Genomic DNA, 12653 nt, shown 5'->3' with positions numbered 1-12653 from the left:
CGATCAGGCGGCGTCGCGGCGCGGACGGGACGAACCGCCACCATCGCCTTCGGCCATGCGCTTGTCCTGGGCCATCGGATCGTGCTCGAGGATCTCACCCTTGAAGATCCAGACCTTGACGCCGCAGGTGCCGAAGGTCGTGAACGCGGTCGCAACGCCGTAGTCGATGTCGGCGCGCAGGGTGTGCAGCGGCACGCGGCCTTCGCGGTACCACTCCATACGGGCGATTTCGGCGCCGCCGAGGCGGCCCGAGCAGTTGATCCGGATGCCTTCGGCGCCGAGACGCATCGCCGACTGCACCGCCCGCTTCATCGCGCGGCGGAACGCAACGCGGCGCTCGAGCTGCTGCGCGATCGACTCGGCGACCAGGGTCGCGTCGAGCTCGGGCTTGCGGATTTCGACGATGTTGATCACGACATCCGAAGAGGTGATGTCGGCAACCTTCTTACGCAGCTTGTCGATGTCGGCGCCCTTCTTGCCGATCACCACGCCGGGACGCGCCGAGTGGATCGTCACGCGGCACTTCTTGTGCGGGCGCTCGATCACGATACGCGCGACCGCCGCCTGCTTCAGTTCCTTGTGCAGGATCTCGCGGATCTTGACGTCCTCGTGCAGCAGCTTGCCGTACTCGTTCTTGCCGGCGAACCAACGGGAATCCCACGTCCGGTTGATACCCAGCCGCAGCCCGATCGGATTGATCTTTTGACCCATCGAAAGTCTCCCGCGCCTTCGCTTAAGCGCTTGCTTCTTCGACCTGACGAACGACGATCGTCAGCTGCGCGAAGGGTTTGAAAATACGGCCCGAGCGACCACGGCCGCGCGGGGTGAAACGCTTCATCACGATGCCCTTGCCGACGTGGGCCTCGGAGACGACCAGCGCATCGACGTCGAGGTCGTGATTGTTCTCGGCGTTGGCGATAGCCGATTCGAGGCACTTCTTAACATCGACCGCGATCCGCTTGCGCGAAAACGCGAGGTCGGCGAGAGCCGCCGACGCCTTGCGGCCGCGGATCAGTTGGGCGACCAGGTTGAGCTTCTGCGGAGAGACGCGAAGCATCCTGGCGACAGCCTTCGCCTCGTTATCAGGCAGGCTACGTTCGCGCTTGGGTTTGCTCATCGTCTCGTCCTCAACCCTTCTTCGACTTCTTGTCGCCGGCGTGGCCGTGGAAAGTGCGGGTCGGCGAGAACTCGCCGAACTTGTGCCCCACCATTTCCTCGTTCACCGACACCGGGACGTGCTTCTGACCGTTGTAGACGCCGAAGGTCAGGCCGACGAACTGCGGCAGGATGGTCGAGCGACGGCTCCAGATCTTGATTACGTCGTGACGGCCCGACGCACGCGCGGCATCGGCCTTCTTCAGCAGCGAGGCCTCGACGAACGGGCCCTTCCAGACTGAGCGAACCATGTCCGGCTTCCTTACTTCTTCTTCCGCTTGTGGCGGCTGATGAGGATGAACTTGTCGGTCGACTTGTTCGAACGGGTCTTCTTACCCTTGGTCGGCTTGCCCCACGGGGTGACCGGGTGACGGCCGCCCGAGGTGCGGCCTTCACCGCCGCCGTGCGGGTGGTCGATCGGGTTCATGACGACGCCGCGGTTATGCGGGCGACGGCCGAGCCAGCGCTTGCGACCGGCCTTGCCGATCGAGATGTTCATGTGGTCCGGGTTGGACACCGCACCGATCGCCGCGATGCAGCGGCCGTGAACCAGGCGCTGTTCGCCCGAGTTCATGCGCAGGATCACGTAGTCGTGGTCGCGACCGACGATCTGAGCGTAGGTACCGGCCGAACGGGCCAGCTGGCCGCCCTTGCCGATCTTCAGCTCGACGTTGTGCACGATGGTGCCGATCGGCATGTTGCCCAGCGGCATCACGTTGCCCGGCTTCACGTCGACATAGGCGCCCGCGATCACGGTGTCGCCGACCGCCAGACGCTGCGGCGCCAGGATGTAGGCCTGCTCGCCGTCTTCGTACTTGATCAGCGCGATGAAGGCGGTGCGGTTCGGATCGTATTCGAGCCGCTCGACCTTGGCCGGAACGTCGACCTTGGTGCGCTTGAAATCGACGATGCGGTAGGTCTGCTTGTGACCGCCGCCGCGGAACCGAACGGTGATGCGGCCGGTGTTGTTACGACCGCCGTTCGAGTTCTTGCCTTCGGTCAGCCGCTTGACCGGCTTGCCCTTGTACAGCGCCGAACGATCAACCATCACCAGCTGGCGCTGGCCCGGCGTCGTGGGATTAAAGGTCTTCAATGCCATGGTCGGTCCCGCCTCACAGTCCGGTGGTGACGTCGATGCGGTGGCCCTCTTCCAAGGTCACGACCGCACGCTTGACGTCCGACTGCGTGCCGAAGGTGCCGCGGAAGGCCTTGGTCTTGCCCTTGCGCACCAGCGTGTTCACGCTCTTCACCTTGACGTCGAACAGCTTTTCGACGGCTTCTTTGATTTGCGGCTTGGTCGCGCCGCCCTGCACCTTGAACACGACCTTGTTGTGTTCGGACGCCATCGTGGACTTTTCAGTCACGACCGGCGCAACGATCACGTCGTAATGGCGCGGATCGATGGATTTCATTTGAAGCGCGCCTCCAACGCATCGACCGCCGCCTTGGTCAGCACCAGCTTCTTGCGGCGCAGAATGTCATAGACGTTGATGCCCTGAACCGGCAGCACGTCGATGTTCGGGATGTTGCGGGCCGCCGCGGCGAAACCGTTGTTCACCTCGGCACCGTCGATGATCAGCGCGCTCTCGAGGCCGAGGCCCGAGAAGTGACCGACCAGCGTCTTGGTCTTGGCGGCTTCGAGCTCGGCCTTGTCGAGCACGATCAGACCGCCGCCCTTGGCCTTCGCCGACAGAGCATGACGCAGCGCCAGGATACGCACCTTCTTCGGCAGGTCGATGGCGTGCGAACGCACCACCGGGCCGAAGGCGCGACCGCCGCCACGGAACTGCGGAACCCGCTGCGAACCGTGACGAGCACCGCCGGTGCCCTTCTGCTTGTACATCTTCTTGCCGGTGCGCCAGACTTCGGCGCGGCCCTTGGCCTTGTGGGTGCCGGCCTGCCGCTTCGCGAGCTGCCAGATCACACAACGCTGAATGATGTCGGTGCGCGGCTCCAGACCGAAGATCTCGTCGGAGAGCTGGACCGAACCGGCTTCCTTACCCTCGAGGGTGGTGACTTTCAGTTCCATCTCACGCACCTTCCTGCTCGGCGGCCGGCGCTTCCGCAGCCGCATCGCCATTGGCGAGCCGGAACTTGCCCGGCTTCGGCGCATCCGCCGGCAGCGCCTTCTTCACCGCGTCACGCACGCGGATCCAGCCACCCTTGGTGCCGGGCACAGCGCCCTCGACCAGGATCAGCCCGCGCTCGACATCGGTCTGCACCACCCGCAGGTTCAGCGTGGTGACGCGATCGACGCCCATGTGGCCCGGCATCTTCTTGTTCTTGAAGGTCTTGCCGGGGTCCTGACGACCACCGGTCGAACCGATCGAGCGGTGCGACACCGACACGCCGTGGGTGGCACGCAGACCGCCGAAGTTCCAGCGCTTCATACCGCCGGCGAAGCCCTTACCGGTCGAAGTGCCGGTGACGTCGACGAACTGGCCGACGACGAAGTGATCGGCCTGGATCTCGGCGCCAACCGGGAGCAGCGAATCCTCGGAAACGCGGAACTCCTCGACCTTACGCTTCGGTTCGACCTTGGCGGCGGCGAACTGGCCGCGCTCGGCCTTCGGCATATACACGGTCTTGCGCGAGCCGGAACCGACTTGCAGCGCCACGTAGCCATTCTTCTCAGTGGTGCGGTGGCCCAACACCTGGCAATTGCCAAGCTTCAGCACGGTCACAGGGATATGCTCGCCGGCCTCTGTAAAGACCCGCGTCATCCCGACCTTCTGTGCGATCACTCCGGAGCGCATCGGCGTGCTTCCTGTTCTTTCTGTCCGTTCGATAACCGGACGTTACAATCTCAGAGCTTGATTTCGACGTCGACGCCGGCGGCCAGGTCGAGCTTCATCAGAGCATCGACGGTCTGCGGGGTCGGGTCGACGATGTCGAGCAGGCGCTTGTGAGTGCGCATCTCGAACTGCTCGCGGCTCTTCTTGTCGACGTGCGGCGAACGGTTGACGGTGAACTTCTCGATCCGGGTCGGCAGCGGGATCGGCCCACGCACCTGCGCACCGGTTCGCTTCGCGGTGTTGACGATCTCACGGGTCGACGTATCGAGAATCCGATGGTCGAACGCCTTGAGGCGAATGCGAATATTCTGGCCGTTCATTGCCGTATTCTTTCTTTCGTGTCGCGAATGGTGAGTAGTGAGCAGCGGACGGACATCCGTCCGCCGCCCTCTATTCGCTATTCCCCGCTTACTCGATGATCGCGGCGACGACGCCGGCGCCCACCGTGCGGCCGCCTTCGCGGATGGCGAAGCGCAGCTTTTCTTCCATCGCGATCGGCACGATCAGGTGCACTTCCATCGCGATGTTGTCGCCCGGCATCACCATCTCGGTGCCTTCCGGCAGGTGCACCACACCGGTCACGTCGGTGGTGCGGAAGTAGAACTGCGGACGGTAGTTGGTGAAGAACGGGGTGTGGCGGCCGCCCTCTTCCTTGGTCAGGATGTAGGCTTCGGCCTTGAACTTGGTGTGCGGCTTCACCGAACCCGGCTTGCACAGCACCTGGCCACGCTCGACGTCTTCACGCTTGGTGCCGCGCAGCAGCGCGCCGATGTTGTCGCCCGCCTGGCCCTGATCGAGCAGCTTGCGGAACATTTCGACGCCGGTGCAGGTGGTCTTCTGCGTGTCGCGGATGCCGACGATCTCGATTTCGTCGCCGACCTTCAGAATGCCGCGCTCGACACGGCCGGTCACCACGGTGCCGCGGCCCGAGATCGAGAACACGTCTTCCACCGGCATCAGGAACGGCTGGTCGATCGGACGCTCCGGCTGCGGGATGTAGGCGTCGACCTGGCGCATCAGCTCCAGGATCGCGTCGTGACCCAGCTTCGGATCCGAGTTTTCTAGGGCGGCGAGAGCCGAGCCCTTCACGATCGGAATGTCGTCGCCCGGGAAGTCGTACTTCGACAGAAGCTCGCGCACTTCCATCTCGACCAGCTCGAGCAGTTCCGGATCGTCGACCATGTCGCACTTGTTCAGGAACACCACCAGCGCCGGCACGCCGACCTGACGGGCCAGCAGGATGTGCTCGCGGGTCTGCGGCATCGGGCCGTCGGCCGCCGACACCACCAGGATCGCGCCGTCCATCTGCGCCGCACCGGTGATCATGTTCTTCACGTAGTCGGCGTGGCCGGGGCAGTCGACGTGCGCGTAGTGACGGTTCTGCGTCTCGTACTCGACGTGCGCGGTCGAAATCGTGATGCCGCGCGCCTTCTCTTCAGGCGCCTTGTCGATCTGGTCATAGGCCGTGAACGTCGCACCGCCCGTCTCCGCCAGAACCTTGGTGATCGCCGCAGTCAGCGACGTCTTGCCATGGTCGACGTGACCGATCGTCCCGATGTTGCAATGCGGCTTCGTACGTTCAAACTTTGCTTTGGCCATTGCTCTCTCCGTTCAGTCGCGGCTTACACCTGCGACAATCAGGCAAACTTCTTCTGGACTTCAGCCGACACGTTGGCCGGCGCTTCCGCGTAGTGGTCGAACTGCATGGTGAAGTTCGCCCGGCCCTGGCTCATCGAGCGCAGGTTGTTGACGTAGCCGAACATGTTCATCAGCGGCACCATCGCGTTGATCACGTTGGCATTGCCGCGCATGTCCTGACCCTGGATCTGGCCACGCCGCGAGTTCAGGTCGCCGATGACCGAACCGGTGTAGTCTTCCGGGGTCACAACTTCGACCTTCATGATCGGCTCGAGGAGAACCGACTTGCCCTTCTGCAGCGCTTCGCGGAACGCGGCACGAGAGGCGATTTCGAAGGCCAGCGCCGACGAGTCGACGTCGTGGTACTTACCGTCGACCAGCGTCACCTTCACGTCGACCACCGGGAAGCCCGCGACTACACCCGAAGACAGCACGCTCTCGATGCCCTTTTCGACACCCGGGATGTACTCCTTCGGCACCGCACCGCCGACGATCTTCGACTCGAAGATGTAACCGGCGCCCGGCTCGGTCGGCTCGACGACGAAGCTCACCGCAGCGAACTGACCGGTACCGCCGGTCTGCTTCTTGTGGGTGTAGTCGACTTCGGCCTTCTTGGTGATGCGCTCACGGAACGCCACCTGCGGCGCACCGATGTTGGCGTCCACCTTGTAGGTGCGCTTCAGGATGTCGACCTTGATGTCGAGATGGAGTTCGCCCATGCCCTTGAGGATGGTCTGGCCGGACTCCTGATCGGTCGACACCCGGAACGACGGATCTTCCGCCGCCAGCTTCGCCAGCGCGACGCCGAGCTTTTCCTGGTCGGCCTTCGACTTCGGCTCGATCGCGATTTCGATCACCGGCTCCGGGAATTCCATCTTTTCGAGGATCACCGGGTTGGCGGGATCGCACAGCGTATCGCCGGTGCGAGCTTCCTTCAGGCCGGCCAGAGCGACGATGTCGCCGGCATAGGCTTCCTTGATGTCTTCGCGGTTGTTGGCGTGCATCAGCAGCATGCGGCCGATGCGCTCCTTCTTCTCGCGGGTCGAGTTCACCACGCCGGTGCCGCTCTGCAGGATGCCCGAGTAGATGCGGCAGAAGGTGATGGTGCCGACGAACGGGTCGTCCATGATCTTGAACGCGAGCAGAGCGAGCGGCTCCTTGTCGTCCGCCTTGCGCACGACTTCGTTGCCCTTGTCGTCGGTGCCCTTGATCGCCGGCACGTCGATCGGCGACGGCAGGTAGTCGACCACGGCGTCGAGCAGCGGCTGCACGCCCTTGTTCTTGAACGCCGAACCGCACAGCACCGGATAGAACGCGCCGGTCAGCACCGCCTTGCGGATCAGGCTCTTGAGAGTCGCCTCGTCCGGCTCGTTGCCTTCGAGATACGCAGACATCGCGTCGTCGTCGAGCTCGACGGCGGCTTCGATCATCTTCTCGCGATATTCCTTGGCCTGGTCGAGCAGCTCGGCCGGGATCTCGGCGTCTTCGAACTTCGCGCCCAGCGACTCGTCGTTCCAGACCACAGCCTTCATGCGGACCAGATCGATCACGCCCTTGAAGTTGCTCTCCGAACCGATCGGCAGCTGGATCGCCACCGGCTTGGCACCGAGGCGGTCGATGATGTCCTGCAGGCACTTGAAGAAGTCAGCGCCGGTCTTGTCCATCTTGTTGGCGAAGACGATACGCGGAACCTTGTACTTGTCGCCCTGACGCCACACGGTCTCGGTCTGCGGCTCGACGCCCTGGTTGGAGTCGAGAACGCACACGGCACCGTCGAGCACGCGCAGCGAACGCTCGACTTCAATGGTGAAGTCGACGTGGCCGGGAGTGTCGATGATGTTCAGACGCTTGCCGTTCCAGAACGCGGTCGTAGCGGCCGACGTAATGGTGATGCCGCGCTCCTGCTCCTGCTCCATCCAGTCCATCGTCGCGGCACCTTCGTGCACTTCGCCGATTTTGTGGCTCTTGCCGGTGTAATAGAGGATGCGCTCGGTCGTCGTGGTCTTGCCGGCATCGATGTGGGCCATGATGCCGAAGTTGCGGTAGTCCTCGATGGCGTGAACGCGGGGCATAGCGTCTTCCTTGATTCCGTTGCTTCGCCGTTACCAGCGATAGTGCGAGAACGCGCGGTTGGCTTCCGCCATCTTGTGCACGTCTTCACGCTTCTTCACCGCGTTGCCACGGTTGTTCGACGCATCGAGCAGTTCAGCCGACAGCCGCTCGGTCATGGTCTTTTCGTTGCGGCCGCGGGCGGCGGCGATCAGCCAGCGGATGCCCAGCGCCTGACGGCGGGTGGAGCGCACTTCGACCGGCACCTGGTAGGTGGCACCACCGACGCGGCGGGAGCGAACTTCGATCGCCGGCATGACGTTTTCGAGCGCCTGCTCGAACACGCCGAGCGGCGGCTGCTTGGTCTTGGCTTCGATCAGATCGAACGCACCGTACACGATGCTTTCGGCGACCGACTTCTTGCCGGCGTACATCACCGAGTTCATGAACTTGGTGACAATGATGTTCCCGAACTTCGGATCGGGAAGAACTTCGCGCTTTTCGGCGGCGTGACGACGGGACATGGATGCTCTCCCCGCTTACTTCGGACGCTTCGCGCCGTACTTCGAACGACGCTGCTTACGGTTCTTGACGCCCTGGGTATCGAGGACGCCGCGGAGGATGTGGTAGCGCACGCCCGGCAAGTCCTTGACGCGGCCGCCGCGGATCATGACCACCGAGTGCTCTTGCAGGTTGTGGCCCTCACCCGGAATGTAACCGATGACCTCGAAGCCATTGGTCAGGCGCACCTTGGCAACCTTACGCAGCGCCGAGTTCGGCTTCTTCGGCGTCGTGGTGTAGACGCGGGTGCACACGCCGCGCTTCTGCGGCGATTGCTGCAGCGCCGGAACCTTCTTGCGCGACTTCTGCACCACGCGCGGATTTGCGATCAGCTGGTTGATCGTCGGCATCTTCGCCTTCACCCTCAAGCTTCGCGCGAAACCGGTCAGTCGGTTTCGCAAATTCGTTCGGAGCTACCCGCTCCAGCGGCCGCCCTGCTCGACCGAACCGATCGTCCGATCACGCAAAGCGAAATCGCGCCAGCCACCCATCGCTGAGCGGAAAGCGCTTCCACGCAACAGAGGACCGCAGCAAAGACCGGGCAGCTTTCCGCCGACCGGTTCCTACCGAGGTCATGCTTCCAAAACCGTCCTTGCCGAGAAAGAACTCGAAAGAACGCTTAATGTCCTGGCATTGCCTGGCTTATGTCGACAGCGTTTGAGCGTCTTGGGTCGAGGGTGGTGCCCGTAAGTCCTTGAAAGGACGGCCCGGGTTGTCCGTTCCGACGTTGGCGACGCTCACCGCCTGTCTTGAAGTGGGCGGGTTGTATCGGCGGACCTATCCTAAGTCAAGGCAAAACCGCTGCCAGATGACGGTTCGGCGACGACTTTCTACTACCTCTCCGACCGTCATGAAACGCCGATGAAATGGGGCGTTGTAGCGTCCCGCTCGGCGCGCGATCGAGCTCCGATTTCGGCCTCGACGACCGGCGCGCGGGACGCGGATCGGCACCTCGCGGGACCCGATTCATAGAATCGTGAGCAATCGGAAGAGCGATTCCGTACCGACTCGGCGACGGATTCGCGCTCCCTTGGCGTCTCGATTCGAGACAGCCGAGCCCCGCTCAGGCTTCCGGTCAACATGACGGTATTTTAGTAGCGACCCGCCATGCCGCTGAGATTACTGATCGGCGGGCCGGCTCGCCCGGAGCGTGGCGGGGGCGGGACGATCCACAGACCGGCCGCCGCTCCGGATTGCCGGCAGCGGCGGCGCTATGGCTAAGTGGCCGCCGGGGCGCCGTGTCGGCCGGCCGCGGGATGCGTGGAAACAAATGGCGGGTTCGGGGCAAGTTCGATCACGGCCGCGGCCTTGGCGCCGTGTGGCGGCGATCGCCATCGCCGCCGCGGCGCTGCAGTTCCTCGCCGGCCCGGCCTTCGCGGCCGACGACGATGACGACGACGAGACGCCGGCGCAGACCTACCCCAATATTTACCTCGACTTCCGCACCACCTACGGGCGCACCCCGGCCGGCACGCTCTCGATCGGCTTCTCCAACCCGACCATCGCCGTGCTGTCCCGCCTGCGCGAACTGGCGGCGCTGCCGCCGCTGCAGGCCCCAACGCTGCCGGCGAGCCAGAGCGTGGAACTCGACGTGCCGCTGACGATCGACGTCAACGACCGCGTCTCGCTGTACGGCGGCTTCAGCACCACCACCAGCAACAGCGGCGCGGGCTGGAGCTCGGTCGACATCACCAGCTGGAACGTCGGCGTCCAGGCCGACATCTATCGCCAGGACGGCGGCTCGCTGCCGACCCTGACGCTGCAGACCACCCTCACCCGCTCGGTGCCGAGCGGACCGCTCGCCACCACATCGCTCAACACCATCCTGGAGGCGTCCTACGCGTTCGACGCCGACGAGACCCGCGGCGTCCTCGCCGGCGTCCAGTTCACCACCACGGCGATCGACGCCGACCGTGCCGCGATCCATCCGAACACGGTCGGCTGGCTCGGCGGCTACTATCAGTGGGACAACAACTGGAAGCTGACCGGGCGCGCCGGCATGCAGTCGTTCGGCGGCGCCGAATTGCTGCGCTTCACCCCGATCGATGCCTTCACCCAGCCGATCCTGCGCATCGACCTCGACAAGCTCGACGACAACGACAACCGCCTGTTCGGCGTCACCGCGCAGGTGTCTTGGACACCAAAGCCTGCCTATCAGCTCACGGTGAGAACGCCGCTGTATCTGACAAAGAACTGAGGCGGCCCGCGTCGTCGCGCAGGCGCGCGCAGACAGCACGCGGCAGCTGCCGCCCAGCCTCGAAGCCCGCACACCGCATCATGCCTCTGACGCCCGCCACCGCAGCAATCTGAGGGCGTTGGCGGTGACCAGGACGGTGGCGCCGGTATCGGCAAGGATCGCCATCCACAGCGTCGTCACGCCTAGCAGGCTGGTAGCGAGAAACACCGCTTTCAGCCCGAGCGCGATCGAGATGTTCTGCCAGATATTGCCGAGCGTCGCCTGCGACAGCGCGATCAACTCCGCGACGCCATGGGCGCGATCATTCAGCAGCGCCGCGTCGGCGGTCTCCAGTGCTACGTCCGTTCCTCCGCCCATGGCAATGCCGACGGACGCGGCCACGAGCGCCGGCGCATCATTGATGCCGTCCCCGACCATCGCGACGGGAGATACTTCCTTCAGGCGACTGATCTCGGCGAGCTTGGCGTCGGGCAGCAGCTCCGCACGCGCTTCCATGCCGAGCTGTCCGGCGATCGCCTGAGCGGTTCGTGCGTTGTCGCCGGTCAGCATCACCACCGCGATGCCTTTGGACGTCAGTTGCCGCAACGCTCCTGCCGCATCCGGGCGCGGCTCGTCGCGCACCGCAATCGCTCCCTCGCAGGTGTTTCCAGAGATGAGCACCACGACCGTCTTGCCCTCGTGCTCGAGGCCCGAGATCGTCGTCGCAAGCTCCGGCGGGATCGTAGTCCGTTCGGCGGCAAAGCGCGGAGATCCGACGAAGGCGAAGCCGTCTTTGAGACGCGCGGAGATCGCCTTGCCCGGCACCGCCTGGCTCCCGCCGAACACCACGGGCAGCTGCAAAGCGCGTGCCTTCGCGGCGCGGACGATCGCCTGCCCGATCGGATGACTGGTGTTGCCTTCGACCGCCGCGGCACGCGCGAGCACGGCGTCGTCCTGCTGGCCGATGACGGAAACCACGTCGGTCACCTGAGGCTGCCCCAGCGTCAGCGTGCCGGTCTTGTCGAAGGCGACGGTCTTCACCTTGCCGAGCGTTTCCAGCACCGCGCCGCCCTTGATCAGCAGCCCTTTGCGAGCCCCCACCGCAAGTCCGGACGCAATCGCGGCCGGGGTCGAAATCACCAGGGCGCATGGACACGCGATCAGCAGCGTGGCCAGGCCGCGATAGATCCAGGTCGCCCAATCCTCGCCGAAGCCGAGCGGCGGCACGATGATGACCAGGAGCGCCACCAACATCGCGGCTGGCGTGTACCACCGGCTGAGCCGATCGATCATCCGTTCCGTCGGCGCTTTGCTCTCCTGCGCTTGTTCGACGAGGTGAATGATGCGCGCGATCGTGTTGTCGGCCGCCGCATTCGTCGTCTCGATGCGCAGCTCGCCGTTGGCATTGATGCTACCGGCATAGACGTGATCACCGACCGCCTTGGCGACCGGCACGGACTCGCCGGTGATCGGCGCTTCGTTCACGTCGGAATGGCCGTCGATGACTTTGCCGTCTGACGGGATACGGTCGCCGGGACGCACCACCACGACATCGCCGATCATCAGGTCGGCGGCCGGAATTTCCTCGACCTGGTCCGAGCGGTCGCGCAACCGTCTCGCGGTGCGTGGCACGACGTCGGTCAGCGCTTCAATGCCCGCTCGTGCACGCCCCGCCGCGAACGTCTCCAGCCATTCGCCAACGTTGAACAGAACGATGACCACGGCCGCTTCCTCGGCCTCACCGATCACGACCGCGCCGATCGCCGCAACGGTCATCAGCGTTTCGATGCTGAACGGCGATCCCGAGCGCGCGCCGATCAAGGCCCGGCGTGCGATCGGGATCAGACAGACCGCGGCCGCAGCGGAATAGAGCCATCGCTCGAGGGCCGGAAACAGCTGCGCTAACGCGAACGCCAGAGTAAACACCGCTGCTGCGATCATGACGGTTTGCAGCTTCGCGTCCTGCCACCACGGTAGTCGTTTCCGCTCGGCCCGGATGCTGCTGGGCGACGGCGCAATTGCCTGCGGTCGATAACCGAGCAAGCGCAGCTCCTCGTCGATGGTGCTCGGCGAGATTCTGTCCTGATCGAACCGAAGCGCCAAGGTGGCAGCCGAATAGCTGACGCGGACATCCGCGACACCCGGCAGCCGCTGCATCGCCGTTTCGATCTTGAGCGCGCAAGAGGCGCAATCCATGCCCTCTACGCGAATTTTGTAGGCGTTGGTCGCCATAGCGTCACCTCGACAAAGCGTTGTGACACCCCATATGCACCCTGTAG

At 64.3% G+C, this 12653-nt stretch carries 14 protein-coding genes; 1 reads left to right on the top strand and 13 read right to left on the bottom strand.

Going from position 1 to position 12653, the window contains the following annotated elements; all coding sequences use genetic code 11:
- Positions 1-3 precede the first annotated feature (3 nt).
- From rpsC to rpsL, 12 genes are all read right to left on the bottom strand, one after another.
- Positions 4-711, bottom strand: coding sequence for a 30S ribosomal protein S3 (gene rpsC / locus DY467_RS08610; RefSeq protein WP_011158789.1), 708 nt, complete (start codon positions 709-711; stop codon positions 4-6).
- Between the two features lie 22 nt (positions 712-733).
- A complete protein-coding gene (gene rplV, locus DY467_RS08605; RefSeq protein WP_011158790.1) occupies positions 734-1117 on the bottom strand; it encodes a 50S ribosomal protein L22 in 384 nt (127 codons plus the stop codon).
- 10 nt (positions 1118-1127) lie between these two features.
- Positions 1128-1406, bottom strand: coding sequence for a 30S ribosomal protein S19 (gene rpsS / locus DY467_RS08600; protein WP_011158791.1), 279 nt, complete (start codon positions 1404-1406; stop codon positions 1128-1130).
- An 11-nt stretch (positions 1407-1417) separates the two neighbouring features.
- Complete coding sequence (gene rplB, locus DY467_RS08595; protein WP_107345077.1) at positions 1418-2254, bottom strand: 50S ribosomal protein L2; 837 nt, start codon at positions 2252-2254, stop codon at positions 1418-1420.
- A gap of 13 nt (positions 2255-2267) precedes the next feature.
- Complete coding sequence (locus DY467_RS08590) at positions 2268-2567, bottom strand: 50S ribosomal protein L23 (protein ID WP_011158793.1); 300 nt, start codon at positions 2565-2567, stop codon at positions 2268-2270.
- Positions 2564-3184: a 50S ribosomal protein L4 gene (rplD, locus tag DY467_RS08585; RefSeq protein WP_107346648.1), complete on the bottom strand. Its 621-nt coding sequence runs from the start codon at positions 3182-3184 to the stop codon at positions 2564-2566. Before rplD ends, DY467_RS08590 begins: the two co-directional genes overlap by 4 nt.
- A gap of 1 nt (position 3185) precedes the next feature.
- Positions 3186-3911 (bottom strand): 50S ribosomal protein L3, encoded by a 726-nt coding sequence (gene rplC / locus DY467_RS08580; RefSeq protein ID WP_107345078.1) that lies wholly within the window; start codon positions 3909-3911, stop codon positions 3186-3188.
- Between the two features lie 50 nt (positions 3912-3961).
- Positions 3962-4270, bottom strand: coding sequence for a 30S ribosomal protein S10 (rpsJ, locus tag DY467_RS08575; RefSeq protein WP_002712302.1), 309 nt, complete (start codon positions 4268-4270; stop codon positions 3962-3964).
- A gap of 88 nt (positions 4271-4358) precedes the next feature.
- On the bottom strand, positions 4359-5549 hold the full coding sequence (tuf, locus tag DY467_RS08570; protein WP_107345079.1) for an elongation factor Tu: 1191 nt from the start codon (positions 5547-5549) through the stop codon (positions 4359-4361).
- 38 nt (positions 5550-5587) lie between these two features.
- Entirely contained in the window at positions 5588-7660 is a 2073-nt protein-coding gene (gene fusA / locus DY467_RS08565) for an elongation factor G (RefSeq protein WP_164635318.1), read from the bottom strand.
- A gap of 30 nt (positions 7661-7690) precedes the next feature.
- Positions 7691-8161, bottom strand: coding sequence for a 30S ribosomal protein S7 (gene rpsG / locus DY467_RS08560; protein ID WP_164635316.1), 471 nt, complete (start codon positions 8159-8161; stop codon positions 7691-7693).
- A 15-nt stretch (positions 8162-8176) separates the two neighbouring features.
- Positions 8177-8548, bottom strand: coding sequence for a 30S ribosomal protein S12 (gene rpsL / locus DY467_RS08555; protein ID WP_008969396.1), 372 nt, complete (start codon positions 8546-8548; stop codon positions 8177-8179).
- A gap of 920 nt (positions 8549-9468) precedes the next feature.
- Here rpsL and DY467_RS08550 point away from each other — a divergent pair.
- Complete coding sequence (locus DY467_RS08550) at positions 9469-10395, top strand: hypothetical protein (protein WP_205502182.1); 927 nt, start codon at positions 9469-9471, stop codon at positions 10393-10395.
- Between the two features lie 78 nt (positions 10396-10473).
- Here the strand turns inward: DY467_RS08550 and DY467_RS08545 are convergent, their stop codons facing one another.
- On the bottom strand, positions 10474-12606 hold the full coding sequence (locus DY467_RS08545; RefSeq protein WP_164635312.1) for a heavy metal translocating P-type ATPase: 2133 nt from the start codon (positions 12604-12606) through the stop codon (positions 10474-10476).
- Positions 12607-12653: the final 47 nt, after the last annotated feature.

Source organism: Rhodopseudomonas sp. BR0G17 (assembly GCF_010907025.1).
Classification (GTDB): domain Bacteria; phylum Pseudomonadota; class Alphaproteobacteria; order Rhizobiales; family Xanthobacteraceae; genus Rhodopseudomonas; species Rhodopseudomonas palustris_H.
The sequence above is the reverse complement of the archived record's forward strand: the minus strand, read 5'-3'. Positions and strand labels throughout refer to the sequence as shown.